This window comes from Bradyrhizobium sp. (assembly GCF_035570375.1).
Classification (GTDB): domain Bacteria; phylum Pseudomonadota; class Alphaproteobacteria; order Rhizobiales; family Xanthobacteraceae; genus Bradyrhizobium.
In genome coordinates this window covers 1-17,592 of the sequence record NZ_DATMLW010000147.1, presented here as the reverse complement: position 1 = coordinate 17,592, position 17,592 = coordinate 1, and the positions used below count along the sequence as shown (strand labels likewise).

19 protein-coding genes and 1 pseudogene are annotated in these 17,592 nt (G+C 60.6%); 11 read left to right on the top strand and 9 right to left on the bottom strand.

Annotation, left to right across the window (positions count from 1 at the left end):
* Positions 1–6: 6 nt before the first annotated feature.
* From VNX23_RS15445 to VNX23_RS15435, 3 genes are all read left to right on the top strand, one after another.
* Complete coding sequence (locus VNX23_RS15445; RefSeq protein ID WP_325631390.1) at positions 7–384, top strand: DUF2946 family protein; 378 nt, start codon at positions 7–9, stop codon at positions 382–384.
* A 122-nt stretch (positions 385–506) separates the two neighbouring features.
* A complete protein-coding gene (locus VNX23_RS15440; RefSeq protein WP_325631389.1) occupies positions 507–2,852 on the top strand; it encodes a TonB-dependent siderophore receptor in 2,346 nt (781 codons plus the stop codon).
* A 35-nt stretch (positions 2,853–2,887) separates the two neighbouring features.
* Entirely contained in the window at positions 2,888–4,078 is a 1,191-nt protein-coding gene (locus VNX23_RS15435; protein WP_325631387.1) for a PepSY-associated TM helix domain-containing protein, read from the top strand.
* A gap of 40 nt (positions 4,079–4,118) precedes the next feature.
* Here VNX23_RS15435 and VNX23_RS15430 read toward each other — a convergent pair whose 3' ends face one another.
* Positions 4,119–5,186, bottom strand: a complete 1,068-nt coding sequence (locus VNX23_RS15430) for an extracellular solute-binding protein (protein ID WP_325631386.1) — start codon at positions 5,184–5,186, stop codon at positions 4,119–4,121.
* A 909-nt stretch (positions 5,187–6,095) separates the two neighbouring features.
* On the opposite strand from VNX23_RS15430, the pseudogene VNX23_RS15425 reads away from it, so the two are divergent.
* A pseudogene (locus VNX23_RS15425) lies at positions 6,096–6,866 on the top strand (fumarylacetoacetate hydrolase family protein); the annotation flags it as partial.
* A gap of 21 nt (positions 6,867–6,887) precedes the next feature.
* Complete coding sequence (locus VNX23_RS15420; RefSeq protein ID WP_325631404.1) at positions 6,888–7,916, top strand: 2-dehydropantoate 2-reductase; 1,029 nt, start codon at positions 6,888–6,890, stop codon at positions 7,914–7,916.
* Positions 7,917–8,087: 171 nt separating this feature from the next.
* On the opposite strand, the gene VNX23_RS15415 is transcribed toward VNX23_RS15420, so the two are convergent.
* Positions 8,088–8,858, bottom strand: a complete 771-nt coding sequence (locus VNX23_RS15415; protein WP_325631384.1) for a gamma-glutamyl-gamma-aminobutyrate hydrolase family protein — start codon at positions 8,856–8,858, stop codon at positions 8,088–8,090.
* A 73-nt stretch (positions 8,859–8,931) separates the two neighbouring features.
* Between VNX23_RS15415 and VNX23_RS15410 the strand changes: the two genes are divergently transcribed.
* A complete protein-coding gene (locus VNX23_RS15410; RefSeq protein ID WP_325631382.1) occupies positions 8,932–9,063 on the top strand; it encodes a hypothetical protein in 132 nt (43 codons plus the stop codon).
* 52 nt (positions 9,064–9,115) lie between these two features.
* The gene (locus VNX23_RS15405; protein ID WP_325631380.1) at positions 9,116–10,246 is read left to right on the top strand and encodes an AI-2E family transporter; all 1,131 of its coding nucleotides are present in this window, start codon (positions 9,116–9,118) and stop codon (positions 10,244–10,246) included.
* A 20-nt stretch (positions 10,247–10,266) separates the two neighbouring features.
* Here the strand turns inward: VNX23_RS15405 and VNX23_RS15400 are convergent, their stop codons facing one another.
* From VNX23_RS15400 to VNX23_RS15370, 7 genes are all read right to left on the bottom strand, one after another.
* On the bottom strand, positions 10,267–10,566 hold the full coding sequence (locus tag VNX23_RS15400) for an antibiotic biosynthesis monooxygenase family protein (RefSeq protein ID WP_325631378.1): 300 nt from the start codon (positions 10,564–10,566) through the stop codon (positions 10,267–10,269).
* Between the two features lie 103 nt (positions 10,567–10,669).
* Positions 10,670–10,906 (bottom strand): hypothetical protein, encoded by a 237-nt coding sequence (locus VNX23_RS15395; RefSeq protein WP_325631376.1) that lies wholly within the window; start codon positions 10,904–10,906, stop codon positions 10,670–10,672.
* A gap of 55 nt (positions 10,907–10,961) precedes the next feature.
* Positions 10,962–12,191 (bottom strand): GGDEF domain-containing protein, encoded by a 1,230-nt coding sequence (locus VNX23_RS15390; RefSeq protein ID WP_325631402.1) that lies wholly within the window; start codon positions 12,189–12,191, stop codon positions 10,962–10,964.
* A 227-nt stretch (positions 12,192–12,418) separates the two neighbouring features.
* Positions 12,419–12,895, bottom strand: coding sequence for a 30S ribosomal protein S9 (gene rpsI, locus VNX23_RS15385; protein ID WP_325631374.1), 477 nt, complete (start codon positions 12,893–12,895; stop codon positions 12,419–12,421).
* A gap of 1 nt (position 12,896) precedes the next feature.
* The gene (gene rplM / locus VNX23_RS15380; RefSeq protein ID WP_325631373.1) at positions 12,897–13,361 is read right to left on the bottom strand and encodes a 50S ribosomal protein L13; all 465 of its coding nucleotides are present in this window, start codon (positions 13,359–13,361) and stop codon (positions 12,897–12,899) included.
* A gap of 154 nt (positions 13,362–13,515) precedes the next feature.
* Complete coding sequence (locus VNX23_RS15375) at positions 13,516–13,941, bottom strand: PaaI family thioesterase (protein ID WP_325631371.1); 426 nt, start codon at positions 13,939–13,941, stop codon at positions 13,516–13,518.
* A gap of 66 nt (positions 13,942–14,007) precedes the next feature.
* Positions 14,008–14,823: a crotonase/enoyl-CoA hydratase family protein gene (locus VNX23_RS15370; RefSeq protein WP_325631369.1), complete on the bottom strand. Its 816-nt coding sequence runs from the start codon at positions 14,821–14,823 to the stop codon at positions 14,008–14,010.
* Between the two features lie 153 nt (positions 14,824–14,976).
* On the opposite strand from VNX23_RS15370, the gene VNX23_RS15365 reads away from it, so the two are divergent.
* From VNX23_RS15365 to VNX23_RS15350, 4 genes are all read left to right on the top strand, one after another.
* Positions 14,977–15,549: a helix-turn-helix domain-containing protein gene (locus VNX23_RS15365; RefSeq protein ID WP_325631368.1), complete on the top strand. Its 573-nt coding sequence runs from the start codon at positions 14,977–14,979 to the stop codon at positions 15,547–15,549.
* A gap of 135 nt (positions 15,550–15,684) precedes the next feature.
* A complete protein-coding gene (locus VNX23_RS15360; RefSeq protein WP_325631366.1) occupies positions 15,685–16,509 on the top strand; it encodes an enoyl-CoA hydratase in 825 nt (274 codons plus the stop codon).
* Between the two features lie 45 nt (positions 16,510–16,554).
* Positions 16,555–17,139: a CoA-binding protein gene (locus VNX23_RS15355; protein WP_325631364.1), complete on the top strand. Its 585-nt coding sequence runs from the start codon at positions 16,555–16,557 to the stop codon at positions 17,137–17,139.
* Positions 17,140–17,293: 154 nt separating this feature from the next.
* A partial coding sequence (locus VNX23_RS15350) for a PLP-dependent transferase (protein ID WP_325631362.1) occupies positions 17,294–17,592 on the top strand: 299 nt, incomplete at its 3' end.

The window sequence follows — 17,592 nt, the reverse complement described above, 5'->3', positions numbered from 1 at the left end:
ATCGAGATGCGGGCGCGGCTGCGAAAATATCTGCCGGTCTTCCTTATCGCGTTGCTGGTGCAAATCCTTGCACCGATTAGTGCGTCCTGGGCAGCTGCCGTCGCTGCCTCCGATCCGCTGAGCGTCGCCGCAATCTGTCACGCCAACGGTTTCGGCGCAGATCAATCCGGCGATCAGGGCGGCCAATATGGTGGACACAGTGGCTGTTCGATCTGTTGCCTTGCAGGCATCGCCAACACGTCGACCGATGCGCGAGCCTCAGTAACTCTTGCGGCCCCCTATCGCCAGCCATCGCGCGTCGTCTGGCAAGATCAAACGCCGGACCTCTCAGTCTTCCGCGGCGGTTCCAACGCACAGGCGCGCGCCCCGCCATTTTCTTCCTGAGCAAAGCCTTGAGCTCGCTGACGCGGTGACGCCGCGTCGTTGATTTGCATTTGCGGCCGGCGCGAAAGCATTGCCGCCAGGAAAGATTCTAGAAAATGTCACGTGTTCATGCCCTTTGCGGCGTGAGCGCTGCTGCCGTTGGGCTGGCGCTGGTAGCGCCGGTCAGAATGGCCAGTGCTCAAAGCGCAGATCAACCTCTTCCACCGGTCATAGTGGAGCCGCCCACCCCGGCCCGCGCTGCGACCAAACCCGAACCTGCAAGCAGAACCGCAGGCCGCGCCAAGCGCCGGAATGCCGCGGCCCCACAGTCGAGCCCACCGCAGCCAACGCCTGGCTCTGGCAGCGCCGGAAAGGATCCAACGGCCTATTCTGTTTCAGATAGTGGCATCGGCACCAAAACAGACACGCCCATTCTTGTCACGCCGGCCAGCGTCCAGGTCGTGCCGCAGCAGGTGCTCAGGGATCAGCAGGTCAATAGTATCGATCAGGCCGTCAAGAACGTGAGCGGAGTCGTCACCGGCGGTGGTCTCTCATCGGACAACGGTCAACCGTACGCCGCGGTTTTCATCAGGGGCTTTCCGACTGGCACGATTTTCCGGGACGGCACCCGTCTCGACAGTTACGGCGGCGACAGCAACCTGTATCTCCAGCCATTCGCCAATATCGACAAAGTGGAGGTTTTGAAGGGACCGGCCGCCATCCTTTATGGAGCTGTCGAGCCCGGCGGAATCCTGAACATCGTAACTAAGCAGCCGCAAAGCACGCCGGCTTATTCGCTGCAACAGCAGGTCGGCTCTTTCGGGTTGGAGCGCACCACGATCAACGCGACCGGCCCGGCCTCACAGGACGGCCATCTGCTCTACCGGCTCGATACGTCTTACGACAGCGCCGGTTCGCAGGTCGACAACGTCAAGACCCGCAACTTTTTCATTGCTCCTGTGCTGTTGTGGAACATCGATGCCGACAACCAGATCAAGGCCGAATTCAACTATCTATCACCCTTTTTCGGCCAGAATTACGGATTCCTGCCGACACTCAACGGTGTTCTCATCAGCACCAATCCGAGCGTCAATTACAACGGCGGCTTTTCGCCTGCGCAGGAGACGACCTATTTCGCCGCGCTGAGCTGGATGCACAGGTTCGACAACGACTGGTCGGTCAAGCAGAGGTTCGTTTTCAGTAACATCGATGTCAACAGTACCGGCCTGCTCCCGTTCGAGCTGGGAGGCGGCTCGATTGTCTCCGGCGCACCGACACCCAGCGGCATGGGCGTCGCTGTCGGCATCAATAACGTGATCAACACGGTTCGGAACTACAACGTGACGACCGATCTGACCGGTCATTTCGAAACCTTGGGAATCGCCCATACCTTTTTGCTTGGCACCGATTACGGCCGCTTTACGAGTAACGGTATCATCAACCAGGCATGCAATATCGACGCAAACTGCTCGTTCGTTGATCTCTTTAATCCGACAACTCTCAGTTCGCCATTCACGGCCCCACCGACGCTGCTCGGCACGAGTGCGCAGGTGACGCAGACCGTTGGCGTTTATACTCAGGATCAGCTCAAGCTTCCCGCAGACTTCTATTTGTTGGGCGGCATTCGCTGGCAGTATCTCAATCAGCAAACCGACGCGAGTTTTCCCGCCTTCGGATTAACTGCCAGTTCGGGAGTAGAGGCAACCGCATGGACCCCGCGTGCTGGAATTCTGTGGCAACCGCAGGATTGGCTGAGCCTGTATTCTTCGTACACAACAAGTTTCGGCCCGGGCAAGCCGGGCTTTCTCGTAGCCGACGGACAGGGCGTGCCGCCGAGCTCAGGCAAGCAGTGGGAGACCGGGGTCAAGTTTGCGTTCTTCGGCGGGAAGTTGACTGCGAGTGCGGCCTATTTCGATCTCACGAAGACCAATATACCCACCGCGACCCTAACCAATTCCCCGTTCGTATCGGTTATCGGCGAGGCCCGAAGCACCGGCTTCGAATTCGATATGCAGGGAGAAATAAGCCCAGGTTGGAAGGTGATCGCGAACTACGCGCACACCGATGCCCGCGTGACCGACTCGGGGCCGAACGATCTCGCGCCGGTCGGCTCGCGGCTCGGAGCGGTGCCCATCGATTTGTTTCATCTCTGGACGACCTATGAATTTCAGGTCGCGGAGCTGCGTGGATGGAAGATCGGCGGCGGAACGACCGTTGCCGGACCGGCGCCTTTTACCCCGGTCGGCTCCTTTACAGGCCAGATGCTTCCGGACCACACGGTCTTCGATCTGATGGCCGCGTACCAGTTCACGGCCGCCGGAAAAAAATGGACCTTTCAGGTGAACGCCACCAATATTTTCAATCGCGTTTACCTCAATGAAGTGCAGCTCACCAATTCCATCCCGTCGCCGGTTGAGCCATTTAGCTGGATCAACGGTGTCTACGGGCCGCTGCGAACCGTCATCGGTACGATGAAGGTGGAGTTATGACCCCTCGTTTGACCAAACGAGGCCGGGCGGCCGCCATGCGGCGGATCCTCTTGCCGATCCATCGTTACGTCGGGCTTGCGCTGGTTCCTTTCCTGATCCTGCTCGGCCTGACGGGAAGTATCATCGCCTACGACGCCGAGCTGGAGAGAGCGATCAGCCCGCAGCTCTTTGCGTCTAGCCGGCCGGGAGATAGCCCGCTTGATCTTGCGGCGCTGGCACAACGTGCCGATACCTTGATGCCGGAAGCGCGGCTCGCTTACATCATCCTGCGTCCTGATACTGCGATAGCGCGAATGAGGCCGCGCTCTCATGCGTCAGGACTTTCTCAGCAGATAGATTTCGATCAGCTTTTTCTCGATCCGTTTACAGGCGCGGAACTGGGCAGACGACGCGAAGGTGACCTGTCACAGGGACTGATCAATCTCATCCCCTTTATCTATGGCCTGCACAGGGATCTCGCCGCAGGGTCGACAGGCGTTTTGATTCTCGGCGTGACCTCGCTGGTTTGGACGGCCGACTGCTTCCTTGCCCTTTACCTCACGCTGCCGCTTACTCTCGTTGGATTCTGGCGACGGCGGTTCCGGTCGTGGCGAGTCAAGAGGTCAGATAATTCCTTCCGCCTGAATTTCGATCTGCATCGCGCCGGCTCGCTGTGGTCGTGGCCGCTGTTGGTCGTCTTCGCGTGGTCCGGCGTGATGATGAATCTCACCTCCAGCTACGATGTCGTGACCGGCAGTTTGTTCGATTATCAGCCATCATGGAAAGTGATTGCCTCAGGGTCACTGCACCCTAACCAAAACCCACGCATGGGATGGAGCGAAGCGGAGAGGGTCGGTGCGAGGATCATGTCCGAGCAAGCAGCGCTCCGAGGTTTCGCTGTGGGGCGCCCCAATTCGCTGGGATATGTCCCGTCGCTTGGCATGTACTCCTACGGAGCAGCCTCCGGGCTCGACGTACGAGGACGGAGTTCGGACACCAGCATCTGGTTCGACGGCGACAGCGGCGAACTGCGATGGAGATTCTTTCCGACCGGAGAGCACACGGGAAACACGATCAGTAGCTGGATATGGGCTCTGCACTTTGGCGATGTGGCGGATTCTCTCCCCTACCGCCTGCTGGTGTTTTTGCTCGGATTATGGGTCGTCGGGCTATCTGTGACCGGTGTCGCAATATGGCAGCTGAAGCGCTCCGCCCGGAAAAACCAGCGCGTTCGGGGCATCCGTTGAGTCAACCGCACTCAAGCCTTGGAGGCGACGCTATCGCGCCCTAAACCCTGAAGAGCTTGGAATATCGCGCCTTGATCTCTTCGCTCTGCGCCTGCACCGCCGCCGGATCGGATTTGAGCATTTTCACCTCCGACATCGGCGTCAGTCCGGCTCTCGGCTTGACGAGGGCGTGAAATGAGCGATGGGCGAATTCGTCGACCAGCATCTGCTGGGCTTCGCGGCTAAAGAAAAAGTTTTGAAACAGCCGCGCCGCATTCGGATTGGGCGCGTTCTGGAATATCCCGCTTTGGACAATGATGAGGGGCGAGCCTTCCAAGGGGTAGACGACTTCCACGGGCTTGCCCTGGTCCTTGAACAGAACGAGGCTGTAGTCGTTGCCGTCGGCCATGACGGCGCGTTCCCCTAACATGATCTTTCTTGGCGGATCACCCGCCGATTGCACCTGCATCACTTTCTGCAGGGCCAGTTTTTCAAAATATGACCAGCCCAGCTCGCGCGCGAGCACGAAAGTGGTGGTCAAGATGGCGCCGCTGTAGCTCGGATGGCCCTTGACGATTTTGCCTTGCCATTTCGGGTCGAGCAGGTCGGCGTAGCTTTTCGGGGCATCTTCGCGTTTGACCAGGTTGGTGTTGTAACCGATGGTCTCTAACCAGGCACATGAAGTCGCATAGAGCCCTTCCGGATCGAACTGATCGGCGGGAAAATGCTTTGCGACCTCCTCGGGAAGATAGGGCGCGAGCCAGCCGTTCTTTTTCCAGTCGAGATAGTGTGCGGTGTCGGTGCTGTTGGCGACGTCAACGGCGTGGATTCCACTGCCCTGCTCCTGGGCAATGCGCTGGAAAATCCGCTCCGCGCCGGAACGCTCCACCCGAACCGCGATGCCGGGATATTTGGCTTCGAACATTTTGCCGAGACGTTCGGCTACGCCGAGCTCGATGGCCGCGTAATACGAAATCTTGCCTTCCTTCCGCGCGGCCTCGATCAATGCCGGCGTCACGGTCGCCGGCGGCGGCGCGGCGGCTCTCGTCGGTTCGGCAAACACCGCCCCCGCAACCGAGCCCGCGGCTGCGGCGAGCGCCTCGCGCCTCGACCAGTTCCTGCCCAGCATCAACTCTCTCCCGCGGACGGCTCTTATTCTGTTGCGGCGCCCATGTTAGCGGACCTCGCCCGCCGCGTGCCATTATCACTTTGGTCGCGGAAGGCTAGGTTGAGCTGCCCTATCCCGCCCGTGACGCAGGTAACCGTCGTCATTCCGGGATGCGCCGTCAGGCGCAGACCCGGAATCCATTTCTCCTCATTTTAGCGCGGTACAATGGATTCCGGATCGCGGCTGCGCCGCGTCCGGAATGACGACCCCCTTGACATCTTACCGATTGCCGAGCACGCGAACTGATTTGCCCGTCGTGCCAATCTGCCGCAGGCGACCACGCTTGCCGGAAGCTCCCGAAACACTTCACGTTCGGCCCGTCCCGCGCCTCTCAAGAGGGGCGCTTCGCGATCGTCACGAACGTTGGGTGCGGGATGCGATGGACGCGAGGGCGCGACGGACGAACGCGCCTCGATCGCGGACGGCGAAGTCGTGTGGTTCTGGCGTCCCGACGCTGACGCCAAGTTGGCAACGATGCTTTTGCATCGTGGCCTGCGACGGAGGCAACCAAGCCCGGTCTCCGGGAAGAGCGCGAAGTAAGCCGTTAAAACCATTCGCGCGGGGAAAGCCGGATTGATCCGGTTGAACCTGTGGTGACTTTGCTCGTGTGCTTTTTGTTTTTGCGCACGAGGCTGCGGGTGTCTATCGGCATCCGGCTTTCCCTGCGCCCTCTAATTCGGGGGTAAACGACTTAAAAGCTCGGACCCGTCAGGGCCGCGAGATCGCCGACGCTTGATTTGGGTCAAATATGGGCGCGCGCATCTGCCATGACGCACTGCACGATTGCCGGGATGGCGCTTGTGTCTAGAATGCGACAAAACGGCGGGCCCAATCGGAAAGGAACCGCCTGACGCCAGCGGGAGGAAAATAATGACAAAGTGGATTCGGTTCGAGCACGGCGGAAAGACCATCTTTGGAACGCTGGAAGGCGACACCATTGCGGTTCACACGGGCGATATGTTCGCGGATGCGAAACCGACCGGCGAGACGCTGAAACTCTCCGACGTTGAGGTTCGCACACCCTGCGATCCCCAAAAAATGGTCTGCCTGTGGAACAATTTCCACCAGCTCGCGGCCAAGAACGATTTCAAGGAGCCGAAAGAGCCGCTCTGGTTCCTCAAAGCACCGAATTCCTATTGGCCGGCGAACCGGCCGATCCAGCGGCCGGCCACCTACTCCGGAAAAATCATCTATGAAGGCGAACTTGGCGTTGTGATCGGCAAAAAGTGCTTCAACATTTCCGAAGCCGAGGCCGGCGATTACATCTTCGGCTACACCTGCGTGAACGACGTCACCGCCGTCGACCTCCTGCGCAAGGACAAGTCGTTCGAACAATGGGCCCGCTCGAAGAGTTTTGACACATTCGGCGTGTTCGGTCCCGTCATCGCGACCGGCCTCGACCCGATGACGCTCTCGGTCAAGACCATCCTGAACGGCAAGGAGCGGCAGAACTATCCCGTCGCCGACATGTTCTTCCCGCCGCACAGGCTTGTCGCCGCCATTTCCAGGGACGTCACCCTGATGCCGGGCGACATCATCGCCTGCGGCACCTCGCTCGGCGCCGGTACCATGGGCGAGGCCCACAACGTCGTCGATATCGTGATCGACGGCGTCGGCAGTCTCGGCAATATCTTCGACCAGGTGCTGCCGAGCCCGTATCTGTTGGGCGCGCCACCGAAGCAGAAGAAGATCTGCGTCGTCGGCGCCGGCGCCATCGGCGGATTGCTGGCGGCCAAGTTTGCGCTTGCGGGCGAGGACGTCACTGTGATCGACCAGGGCGCGCACCTCGCTGCGATCCAGAAGAACGGGCTCAAACTCGAGTGGCACGACGGCAAGGTCTTCAATGCCAAAGTGAAGGCCGTCAACAAGGCCACCGAAGCCGGCAAGCAGGATATCGTCGTGCTCGCCGTCAAGGCGCATTTCCTCGATCAGGTCGTCCGCGACATCGATTCACTGCTCGGCCCCGACACCATTGTGCTGACCGTGCAGAATGGCCTGCCGTGGTGGTACTTCCAGAAACTTGGCGGCCAGTACGACAACCAGCGGCTGCAAAGCCTCGATCCCTCCGGCGTGCTCACCAAGCACATCGACCCCAATCGCATCATCGGCTGCGTGGTCTATCCCGCCGCGGCTGCGATTGCGCCGGGCGTTATCCATCACGTGGAAGGCGATCGTTTCCCGATCGGCGAACTCGACGGCAAGGAGACGGCGCGCGTCAAGGAATTGCACGACGTGTTCGTCAAGGCCGGTTTGAGGTCGATGGTTCTGCCCGATATCCGGTCCGAAATCTGGCTGAAGGCTTGGGGCAACCTGTCGTTCAATCCGATCTCGGCGCTGACCCATGCGACGCTGGTGGATATCTGCCAGTTTGCCGAGACGCGTGAACTCGCGGCAGCGATGATGAAGGAAGCGCAGGACATCGCGCAGAGGCTGGGCGTCACGTTCCGCGTCAGCATCGAAAAGCGGATCGCCGGTGCGGAGGCCGTCGGCGCCCACAAGACCTCGATGCTGCAGGACGTCGAGGCCGGCCGCTCACTCGAAACCGAGGCGCTGATCGGATCGATCCTGGAAATGGCCAAGCTGACCAACACGCCTGCGCCGGCGATCTCCTCGGTCTATGCCCTGGTCAAGCTTCTGAACAAGGTCATGCTGCTGGAAGGTGGCGGCGTGAAGGTCAGCAAGGCTGCGTGAGGACGGCTGAGCCAGGAGGGCTATTCATCGTCATTCCGGGGCGCGAGTGAAACGAGCGAGCCCGGAATCCATCTCGCCACAGAACAAACGGACAAATGGATTCCGGGCCTGCGCCTTGCGGCGCATCCCGGAATGACGCAAGGAGAGAGTGTTCGTGTACGAAACGCGAACCTACGGCGCGCTCATGTGCGTGCGAAGCGCTTCACCAAAAGCCTCGAACAGCGTGCGGTTGACGGGGTTGCGCTGCGGATCATATTCCGCATGCCATTGCACGCCGAGCGCAAAGCCCGGCGCATCGGCGATGCGGATCGCTTCGATCGTGCCATCCTCCGCTATTCCTTCGACGACGACGCGCTCGCCCGGCTCGAGGATGCCCTGGCCGTGCAGCGAATTGACGCGGATCATCTCGCAACCAAGCAGCTTCGCAAAGGCTCCGTCGGGAATGAGGCGAACCTCGTGCCGATCGGCGAAGACGACCTTGGGGTCGGGATGGATCTCGCCGTTCTCAAGCCGGGGCATCCGGTGATTCATGCGCCCCGGCAGTTCGCGGATTTCAGGATGCAGCGAGCCGCCGAAAGCAACGTTCATCTCCTGCAAGCCGCGGCAGATGCCAAACAGCGGTACGCCGCGGGCGACGCAGACCTCGGACAAGATCAGCGCCAGTTCGTCGCGGTGCAGATCGTAGGGTTCGTGCTTTGGGCCGGCCTCGGCGCGAAAATGCTTCGGATGAACGTTGGCACGCGCCCCTGTCAGCAAGATGCCGTCGACGGTATCCAGCAAGGCACCGACATCGGTGATATCAGGTGATGCCGCAAACATCAGTGGCAGCGCGCCCGTCACTTCGGCCAGCGCACGGAGGTTTCGCTCTCCGACCATCTGCGTTTGAAATCTGTTTTCTATGCGATAGGCGCTTCCTATCACACCGACCACCGGCCTCCTCATTTCCTCGCTTCCGATCCTGTCTCGCAAATTGCGGGCCGATCATGCATCGCACCCGAGCACGGATCAATATGCCATGGACGACGCTTCCGCCACGCAGATCTGCGGTAAGCCGGACCGGTTGGTGGAGCGGATTTGCCGCTCGCGGGAATGCCTGCCGCGACGGGAGGCGAAGGTCAGCCTCGGGGCGCCGGGCTTCTCGGCTTGATCCCGGACAGGTTTGGCGGAAGAGTGTGATTCGACATTGTCGAGGGATTGACGTGGCAGTTTCGGCCGACAGCCCTGTTCGCGCCCGCAACGATCTGGCCTGGGCCATATCCGTCGGCGGCATCGGTGTCGTGGCGTTTGCAGCCCTTCTGTTGTTCACATGGTATTTCGCCGCGACACTGTTTCTGATCTTCGCCGGCGTTTTGCTGGGCGTTGCGCTCAACGCCATGACCAATATTCTCGGTCGCGTCGTGAAGCTGCCGCATTCGCTGCGGTTGACGATCGTCTGTCTGGCGCTCGCGGGCGGTTTGGCGGGCGTGATCTTCCTCGGCGGTGCCACCATCGCCGAACAGGCGACGGCGCTGAGCGGGACCATCAAAACGCAGCTGGTGAATGTCAAAGCCTTCCTCGACCGGAACGGAATCGACACCAGTTATTTCGATCTCGCAAATCAGGCGGGCCTGCCCGCGGCCCCAGGTGCCTCGGAAACTCCCGCCTCCGCAACACGGCGTAACCTTCCGAGTGCGGGCACGCTGGCCTCAAGCGGCGGTGCGATCGTCAGCCAGACCTTCAAATTGCTGCTCGGCACCGTGAGCGCGGTTGGAAATTTCTTCATCGTGCTGTTTCTTGGGCTCGCCTTCGCCGCACAGCCAAGCGTCTACCGCAACGGATTGCTGTACATGGCGCCGGCGCGACATCGCGCCCGCGCAGCCGTCATCATCGACCGGATCGGCGAGACGCTGGAGCGCTGGCTGATCGCGCAGATGATCACCATGGCCGCGGTGTTCGTCGTGACCTGGATCGGACTCACGATTATCGGCGTCGAGAGCTCCTTCATATTGGGCGTCCAGGCGGGCCTGCTCGCCTTCATTCCGACGGTCGGTGCTCTCATTGCGGGACTGATTGTCGTGCTTGCGAGTCTCGCTTCCGGATGGGTGGCCGCGGCAAGCGCGCTGGTGCTCTTCCTCTGCATTCACGCAATGGAAAGCTACGTCCTCACGCCCATGGTCCAGCGTCAGGCGCTGGAAATTCCGCCCGCCACCTTGTTCGCCTTTCAGATCCTGCTCGGGGTCGTGTTCGGTATCTGGGGCATCACGCTTGCCCTGCCGCTGATCGCAATCGTGAAAGTCCTGATCGATCACTTCAAAGCGGACGACGCTGCGGCCAGCAGCGTAGCGGCCTGATGCTGTGCGCCCGCCGTCATTCAGTCCGAGGTCAAAACCGTCGTGGTATGCTCAACCTCGGGCGGCGCAGCGAAATACTGCCCAACCAGCGCACGCCAGGCCTGGAAATCCTGCGAGCCCCTGAAATCGACGGTGTGGTTTTCCAGCGTGTCCCATTTCGCGAGCAGCCGGTAGCGCGACGGCTTCTCGATGGACTTGTGCAGTTCGATCCCTCTGCCGCCCCTGGCGCGCAGGAACAGCGGGCGCGCCTTGGCCACCGCGGCCTCAAAATCCTTCTCGGTGCCGGGCTTGACGTCGATTTGCGCGATTTCGGTGATCATGTCGGTTCGGCCTCTTTGCATTTGAATAGCTGTGTTTATCGCAGCCGGCCCAAAAGAAAAAGGCGCCGCGCGGCGCCTTTTTAAGTCGGCTATGGTCATCTCATCAGTTCATCAGCAAAACGATGCCTGCGACCATGAACACGCTGCCAAGGAACATGATGAGAGGCCAAGGGCTCAGCGGCTGACCATAACGGCCCTGCGCGCGACGCTGGTCGATCAACGCGGATTCGTATTCCTGCGAGTTCGAAAACACGCAGGCAAAACCGCCGCGCGCCGAAGCCTCCGCTACTTCGAGCGAGATCAGGTCGGCCTGAGGATTGCGTCTGCGGATCGACTCCATTTTGTGATGATATCGATCGAATGGTAAACGGCGGGTTACGATCGCGTTCGCTCTGCTAGGCGAGGCGCGCCACGCCCTGCAGGGGTTGCGGCGCACGCGCCGATCCGGCTGTCTTCCGTCGCCAGTTTTCCAGCGACAGCGGCAGCTCTTCGGCAGCTTCCACGCGATTGCGGCCGCAGCGCTTGGCCTGATAGAGCGCCGTGTCGGCCGCCGCCAGCAACACCTCGAGCTCGGTGCCTGCCGGCCCGCCCGCCACGCCGATACTGACGGTGGTGTCGACCGGACCTTCATCGCACACGATTCCCGAAGCCTCGAACGCCTCGCGCACTCGCTCGGCCACGATCACCCCCTCGTCCAGCGGACACGGCAATAGCGCGGCGAATTCCTCGCCGCCGATCCGGCCCGAGAGGTCGCTGATGCGCAGGCTGTTGATGACGACGGCGGAGAAGAGTTTGAGTATCTCGTCGCCCGCGGGATGACCGAAACGATCGTTGATCGATTTGAAGTGATCGATGTCGAAGATCAAAGCGGTGACCGGGCGCCCCGCACTGGATTCACGCTCGATGACCCGTGCGCAGGCTTCCGAGAAACCGCGACGATTGAGCATTCCGGTCAGCGGATCGACAGATGCGGCGTTCTTGTGCACGGCGACCGCGCGTTCCGACACCAGCATGAAGATCAGGAACACCGTGCCGACGGTATAAAGTACGAGTTCGATCGCAAAGACCGTGACCCAGATGCTGCCGGCAAACGTTCGATCGTGCGGATGCAGGAGATCACCGAGCAGAATCGGCAGCATCAACACGAAGCCGTGCAGCACCGGAACTGCCACCGCGGGCCAGCGCCTTTGCAGTGTCCTGCGGCGCTCGTTCCAGAGCTCATTCGCTGTCAGCGCCGCGTAGATGGCGACGATGGCGGCTCCGAGCGTCAAGCGCATGGCGGAAGGCTCGGCCGGCAACGTGATTGCGGCGGCGACCCACGCCAGGGCGCCCAGAACCAGCCCGGGCAGATTGAGTTTTCGGCCGTGAAACAGCCGCGATGCATTCCACACCATGCCGCAGGTCAGGAAGCCGACGGCGTTAAGCGCCAACGAAAGCATCTCGCCGAGCATCGAACCCGCCACCGTCCACAGCGCTACCGATGCGGCGCCGAGCAGGTAGGCGGTTCCCCACCATTTCAGTGCCGAGATGTTTTCTTGATAGCTGAAGAACAGCAGCATGAATCCGAGCAATGCCGCGATCATGGTGGCGACGAGATAGAGCGTTGAAGTATCGAGCGACATAATGTCACCGGGCGGTTGTGAATTCGCAGGCGCGGCTGAAGTCAAGGCAGACACCGTCGCCACCTGCACGCTAGGATCACCGCGTTGGCAATCCGTTTGCTTTCGGTTGCAAGTTTTCGGGAAAAACTGCGTCAACTCATCGTTAAAATGCGCAAAGAAAAAGCGCCCGCGAAAGGGGCACTTTTCCTTTCCACGATATGCCGCGATCGCGGCAAATTCTAACGAAGCAATTAGCGCTTCGAGAACTGGAACGACCTGCGCGCCTTGGCGCGACCGTACTTCTTGCGCTCGACCACGCGGGAGTCACGCGTCAGGAAGCCGCCCTTTTTCAGGACGTTGCGGAGATCCGGCTCGAAATAGGTCAGCGCCTTCGAAATGCCATGACGCACGGCGCCTGCCTGGCCAGACAGACCCCCACCGGTCACGGTGCAGATCACGTCATATTGGCCGGCGCGGGCGGCGGCGATCAGTGGCTGCTGAATCATCATCCGCAACACCGGACGCGCGAAATAGACTTCGATCTCCCGGGTGTTGACGGTCACTTTCCCGGCGCCCGGCTTGATCCAGACACGGGCAACCGCGTCCTTGCGCTTGCCGGTGGCATAGGCGCGGCCGTATTTGTCGACCTTCTTGACGTATTTCGGCGCTTCCGGAGCGGCCGGCTTGAGCTGCGACAACTGATCGAGCGACTGCATGGTGTCGGACATCTTATGCGGCCCTCATGTTCTTGCGATTCATCGAAGCTACGTCCAGGGTTTCAGGATTCTGGGCCTCGTGCGGATGGTCCGGCCCGGGGTAAACGCGCAAATTGCCGAGCTGCACGCGGCCCAGCGGCCCACGCGGGATCATGCGCTCGATGGCCTTTTCGACCACGCGCTCGGGGAAGCGACCCTCGAGGATCGACCTTGCAGTGCGTTCCTTGATGCCGCCGATGAAACCGGTGTGCTTGTAGTAGATCTTGTTGTCGCGCTTGCGACCGGTCAGCACCGCCTGCGCGGCATTGATGATGATGACATTGTCGCCGCAATCGACATGCGGCGTGTAGGTCGGAAGGTGTTTGCCGCGAAGACGCATCGCGACCAGTGAAGCAAGCCGGCCGACCACCACGCCTTTGGCGTCGATCAGCACCCACTTCTTCGTCACCTCGGCCGGCTTTGCCGAATAGGTTTTCATGAGGGGGAATCCGTAACAAGGAGGAAAGGCGCAGGTCGGCGCCAGACTGCGGGTTTCTAATCAGGTCGAGCTTGCGCGTCAATGCCATCGGCAGATGATTAACTTTGCAAAAACAATAGTTTATAAATATGGTTCTATATTACCGGTGAAAAGGCTAAGTGTTTGGAATGGAATATGTGGCGGTCACATGGGCAATGGGATCGGGCGAATTGCCGGACAAGAGATTGACTTCGCCCACCGCCAGCCGCTTGCCGAGCTTCAGCAGTCTGGCCGCCGCAAGCACATCCTTTCCGGGCGCTCCCTTGCGCAGAAAGTTGATGTTGAGATTTGTCGTCACCGCCAGACCAACAGGACCGATCGCAGACAATAGCACCACGTACATCGCGAGATCGGCGAGCGTCATCAGCGTGGGTCCCGAGATCGTGCCGCCCGGACGAAGCATGCTCTGTCGAAAACGCTGCCGGACCCGACATGTCCGGCCGTCAGCGTGCTCTATCGCGAGATCGTCATTAAATACGTGCGGAAGCTCGACGCGCAGGAAAGCATCCAGATCAGCCGCAGTCATTCTCGCTGTTGCCATGACTTATCGTTGACGATTGAACGTGATTGCCGGGCAGACGTCCGGCAGTCACAAGAACTGGAACTGCTAAAGAATCCTCTTGAAATCGCCGTGCCTGCCGAGACCCTCGCGGAAACGGCTCGCCCCCGCCACACCGTCTTTGATCACGGCTTCGCGCCCGTTGTACCATTCCTGGATCAACCCATCGCGGACCGTAAGGCCGTGGCTCCTGATAGCTGACCGCCGGTCGGCGCGGACGCAAACTTGCGGAAATCGCGCTATCTCGCGTGCGAGTTCCTCGGCCTTGGCACGCGCGCCACCCTTCGGGGTCAAGTACTCGCACAAACCGATCGACAGGCATTCCTCGGCCGGCACTTTCCTTCCCGTGAGAATAATCTCGAGTGCACGCCCCTGCCCCACGATGCGCGGCAGCCGGACCGTTCCTCCATCGATCAACGGCACGCCCCACCTGCGGCAATACACGCCGAAATAAGATCCTTCCGCCATTACCCGAAAATCGCACCACAAGCCCAACTCCATGCCGCCGGCGACGGCGGGACCTTCGATCGCCGCAATGACCGGTTTGTCCAGTTCCAGGCGAGATGGTCCAAGCGGGCCGCGCGGAATCTCTCCGCCGTTGCCACGCGGCCCGGCCGTCGCGATATCAAGCTCCCCAAGCGGATAGGCGGCATTGAGCGAGCTGACATATTTGAGGTCCCAGCCGGCACAGAAGGCACTACCTGCGCCGTAGAACACAGCAACCGAGGCCTCGTTGTCCGCATCGAACTCGAGGAAGGCGGCGGTCAACGCATCCGCGCTTTTGGGATCCATTGCATTACGGGCTTCGGGCCGGTCGTGGATGATGGTCCAAACCGACCCGTCCTTCTCGATCCTGACTGTCATGGGAGCCTCCTCGCTGGCCATCGTCATTTTAACAATGTTAAAAATTCTAACGATGTTAAATTAACCGTCAAGTGTTATAGTATGTGACCGATGGCGAGAGAGCAGAGAATTGGCCGACAGAGGGCCGTAAGCGAACTAAAGCGCGGCCTGATCATGGACGCAGCGAGGCAGGTGTTCGAGGCCGAAGGGCTCGACGGCGCTTCGTTGCGGGCAATCGCGATGGCGGCCGGTTACACCCCGGCGGCACTCTACTTTCATTTTGCGTCCAAGGAGGCGATATACGCGGAAGTTCTTCGCGAATCGCTGGCCCGCCTGGGCAAGGCAGTCGCTCGCGCACTCGCGCGGGCCAAAACGCCGGCGGAACGCCTTAGGGCGGCCGCCATGGCTTTCTTTCGCTATTACGAAGACAATCCCAGAGACCTCGATCTCGGCTTCTATCTGTTTCGCGGCGGCATGAAGCCGCACGGGCTCGGCAAGGAACGCGATGAGATTCTCAACAGCGCGCTCGAACTGGCCTTGCATCCCATCTCCGACGCTGCCGAGAGCCTTGGGGCCGGTCGTGAGGAGGCAAGGTTGCTTATGGCGGACATTTTTGCGCACGCGGCAGGACTGTTGCTTCTGGCCCACACCGGGCGCATCCGCATGTTTGGTGCCTCGGCACCACACCTTATGGAGCGCTTTGTGGACAGGACCGTCCTGGCATTGGGTGGAAAGAAGCAGCGCTAACCGATTGCAGTCCACGTCCTGGGGGTGTTTCATGCTTCCCGCGAAGCCCGGCCTGCAAATTTACTGGTGGCAAGGCTGTGCCGCTCTGTGGAATGCATAAATACGTTTACGACCGCTCTGCAATTGGAACTGCCGATGACGAGCCAAACCGCGCGCGCCCGAGCACCGCAACCGCCGATCCTGTTGCGCGAGATGATCGGCAGCGTCGCGGTACTCACGCTCAATCGGCCCGAGGCCCGCAACAGCTTGTCGGAAAGGTTGATCGCCGAGCTTGATGCCGCGCTGCGGAAATTTCAGGACGATGCAAGCGTACGGGCGGTGGTCATCGCGGCCAGCGGCAACGCCTTCTCGGCCGGCCACGACATGAAGGAGCTGACTGCACGGCGCACCGATGCGGATCGCGGCCGCGCCTATTTCGCCGAGATCATGACGGCTTGCAGCACCATGATGCAGGCGATCGTGCACTTGCCCAAACCGGTGGTCGCCGCGGTCAACGGGGTCGCTACTGCGGCGGGTTGCCAGCTGGTGGCAAGCTGCGACCTTGCCGTCGCATCGGAAGATGCCACCTTTGCCACACCCGGCGTCGATATCGGACTTTTCTGTTCGACGCCGATGGTAGCGCTGTCGCGCAACATCCCGCGCAAGCAAGCGATGGAAATGCTGCTCACGGGCGAGCCGATTTCGGCCACCGCTGCCCGGGATATCGGCCTCATCAACCGCGTCGTGGCCACCGGCACCGAGCGGAAGGAGGCGATCGCGCTCGCGCAAAAGGTCGCGCTCAAATCCGCCTACACGATCAAGGTCGGCAAGACCGCATTCTATCGCCAGGCGGAAATGAGTCTTGCAGGAGCGTATCGGTATGCGGCAGAGGTGATGACCGAAAACATGATGGCGCGCGATGCCGAGGAAGGCATCGGGGCATTCCTCGAAAAGCGCGAACCGAAATGGCGGGACGGTTAGGGCCATCCATTCAAACCCCAAAAGACACTCGCGCGGTATCTTGCAATGAATCACGACGTCTACGACGACAACTACATCCGCTCGATTCTCAATGGCGTAAAATCCATAGCGATGGTCGGAGCGTCGCCGGTTAATGTGCGGCCGAGCTATTTCGCATTCAAATATCTCGCACAACGCGGCTACGACATGATCCCGGTCAATCCCGGCCACATCGGCAAGAGCCTGCTCGGCAAACCCTTCGTCGCCTCGCTGCACGACATCGGCCGTCCCGTCGACATGATCGACATCTTCAGGAATTCGAGTCACATCATGCCGGTGGTCGATGAAGCGTTGAAATTGACGCCATTGCCGAAGGTGATCTGGATGCAGCTCGGCGCGCGCGACGATGCCGCCGCAGCAAGGGCCGAAGCCGCCGGAATCAAGGTCGTCATGAACCGCTGCCCGAAAATCGAGTATGGCCGGCTGTCCTCGGAGATTTCGTGGATGGGCGTCAATTCACGAACGCTCAGTTCCAAGCGCGCGCCGGTGCCGACCCAGGGCATGCGGCTTTCGTTGAACCGGATGAGCGTCGGCGGTGGCGAAACCGCAGCGTCCGACCGCGCCGCGAAAAACAAGAACGACCTCGTGTGACGCAAGCGCGAAAAGATTGTTCTGTAAACGCGGTGTCGCGAAGCACGAGCGTTCCCGATAAAAGTGATGCATCTCGCCGCCTTGACGGCAGCCACGCTGGCCATCAGCATGCCGGCCACGTGATTTCAAAGAAAGCAGAACAGGAACACCAAGAATGACCGATCGTCTTCCGGGATTTTCGACCCTCGCCGTGCATGCCGGCGCGCAACCCGATCCCACCACCGGCGCGCGGGTGACGCCGATCTATCAAACCACGTCATTCGTGTTCAACGACGCCGATCATGCCGCGTCACTGTTCGGACTACAGGCATTTGGAAACATCTATACCCGTATCACCAACCCTACCACGGCGGTGCTGGAAGAGCGCGTCGCGGCCCTCGAAGGCGGCACAGCAGCGCTTGCCACTGCCTCCGGCCACGCCGCGCAGGTGGTGGTCTTTCAGATGCTGCTGCA

What these genes read in the sequence shown, in the direction of transcription:
- rplM (WP_325631373.1), bottom strand. Translation starts at nt 13,361, where the DNA reads ATGAAAACCTATTCGGCAAAGCCGGCCGAGGTGACGAAGAAGTGGGTG.
- VNX23_RS15410 (WP_325631382.1), top strand. Translation starts at nt 8,932, where the DNA reads ATGGACGACGCTTCCGCCACGCAGATCTGCGGTAAGCCGGACCGGTTG.
- VNX23_RS15395 (WP_325631376.1), bottom strand. Translation starts at nt 10,906, where the DNA reads ATGGAGTCGATCCGCAGACGCAATCCTCAGGCCGACCTGATCTCGCTC.
- VNX23_RS15360 (WP_325631366.1), top strand. Translation starts at nt 15,685, where the DNA reads ATGACGAGCCAAACCGCGCGCGCCCGAGCACCGCAACCGCCGATCCTG.
- VNX23_RS15355 (WP_325631364.1), top strand. Translation starts at nt 16,555, where the DNA reads ATGAATCACGACGTCTACGACGACAACTACATCCGCTCGATTCTCAAT.
- VNX23_RS15375 (WP_325631371.1), bottom strand. Translation starts at nt 13,941, where the DNA reads ATGGCAACAGCGAGAATGACTGCGGCTGATCTGGATGCTTTCCTGCGC.
- VNX23_RS15430 (WP_325631386.1), bottom strand. Translation starts at nt 5,186, where the DNA reads ATGCTGGGCAGGAACTGGTCGAGGCGCGAGGCGCTCGCCGCAGCCGCG.
- VNX23_RS15370 (WP_325631369.1), bottom strand. Translation starts at nt 14,823, where the DNA reads ATGACAGTCAGGATCGAGAAGGACGGGTCGGTTTGGACCATCATCCAC.
- VNX23_RS15445 (WP_325631390.1), top strand. Translation starts at nt 7, where the DNA reads ATGCGGGCGCGGCTGCGAAAATATCTGCCGGTCTTCCTTATCGCGTTG.
- VNX23_RS15415 (WP_325631384.1), bottom strand. Translation starts at nt 8,858, where the DNA reads ATGAGGAGGCCGGTGGTCGGTGTGATAGGAAGCGCCTATCGCATAGAA.
- VNX23_RS15400 (WP_325631378.1), bottom strand. Translation starts at nt 10,566, where the DNA reads ATGATCACCGAAATCGCGCAAATCGACGTCAAGCCCGGCACCGAGAAG.
- rpsI (WP_325631374.1), bottom strand. Translation starts at nt 12,895, where the DNA reads ATGTCCGACACCATGCAGTCGCTCGATCAGTTGTCGCAGCTCAAGCCG.
- VNX23_RS15435 (WP_325631387.1), top strand. Translation starts at nt 2,888, where the DNA reads ATGCGGCGGATCCTCTTGCCGATCCATCGTTACGTCGGGCTTGCGCTG.
- VNX23_RS15365 (WP_325631368.1), top strand. Translation starts at nt 14,977, where the DNA reads ATGGACGCAGCGAGGCAGGTGTTCGAGGCCGAAGGGCTCGACGGCGCT.